General features: G+C 67.9%; 1 protein-coding gene. It reads left to right on the plus strand.

Annotated elements, in window-relative coordinates; all coding sequences use genetic code 11:
* Positions 1-1374: IS4 family transposase (locus tag KBX37_RS33850; RefSeq protein ID WP_307849322.1), on the plus strand; the 1374-nt coding region annotated here is incomplete at its 5' end.
* Between the last annotated feature and the right edge of the window lie 14 nt (positions 1375-1388).

Genomic DNA, 1388 nt, shown 5'->3' on the forward strand with positions numbered 1-1388 from the left:
GGAGCCCCGCCGTTGGAACAGTGTGCCATTACCCGGACGATCGCGGTGGCTGCCGGCCGGTTCGCGCCGGGTCATCTGGGTGAGTTGACGCAGCAGGTGCCCTTCGAAATGGTCGATGCCGTCCTGGCTGAGACGCGGGCGGTGCAGGCACGGGTGCGGGATCTGCCGTCGCGGGTGGTGGTGTATCTGCTGCTCGCGGCGGGGTTGTTCGCCGAGTTGGGTTATCGCGAGGTGTGGGCTCGGCTGGTCGCTGGTCTGGACGGGTTGCCGGTGGCGATGCCGAGCTCCTCAGCCCTGTCTCAGGCTCGCCGTCGGATCGGGGACAAACCCCTGGCAGCGTTGTTTCGGCTGTTGGCGGGTCCGCCTGCCGGGGCTGCTCGATGGCGGGGTCTGCTGGTGTGTGCGATCGACGGCACCAGCATGTTCGTGCCCGACAGCGCGGCGAACCTCGCGGTCTATCCTCGTCAGGCCGGAACCCACGGCGGCTCGGGCTATCCGATGCTGCGGCTGGTCGCGGTCGTCGTGTGTGGCACTCGGACCCTCATCGATGCGGTGTTCACCCCGCTCACCACCGGCGAGTTGGGCTGCGCCGGTCGTCTGCTGGGCTGTCTGCGCCCGGGCATGCTGCTGCTGGCCGACCGGGGCTTCGCCGCCCGCACGATGATCGAACAGTTCGCCGGCACCGGTGCTGACCTGCTCATTCGTGACAAGGACGACCGGCGGCTACCGGTGATCCGTCGCCACCGCGACGGGTCCTGGCTGTCGGTCATCGGCGCGATGACGGTCCGGGTCGTCGACGCTGAGATCGTCGTGAGTCTGAACGGAAAACGCCATGTCGGCCGATACCGGCTGATCACCACCCTCACCGACCACCGCCGGTTTCCCGCCTTGGACCTCGTCACGCTCTACCACCAACGCTGGGAGATCGAGACGGCGTACCTGGAGTTGAAGTCCACCCTGTTAGGCGGACGGGTCCTGCGGGCCCGGACTCCGAACGGGGTGAGTCAGGAGGTCCACGCCCTGCTGGCCGGGTACCAAACGGTGCGGCTGGCGATGGCTGACGCCACCGCCAGCCAGCCGGCGGCTCACCCGGACCGGGCCAGCTTCACCGTCGCCGTCCACGCCGCCCGGGACCAGGTCATCCTCGCCGCCGGAATCATCGCCGACACCGTCATCGACCTCGTCGGAGCGATCGGCCGCGCCGTCCTGGCCCACCTGCTTGCTCAACGACGCCCCCGAACAAGCCCACGAGTGGTGAAACGCGCCATCTCCAAACACCGCGCCAAGGGCGCCATCGACCGCACCAACTACCACCACACCATCGCCATCAAGATCCTCAACACGACGGCGTTGACAACCAACCCACCCCCTTAACTGAACGGCATTGG

The sequence above is a fragment of the Micromonospora sp. U56 genome, assembly GCF_018070095.1.
Lineage (GTDB): Bacteria > Actinomycetota > Actinomycetes > Mycobacteriales > Micromonosporaceae > Micromonospora > Micromonospora purpureochromogenes.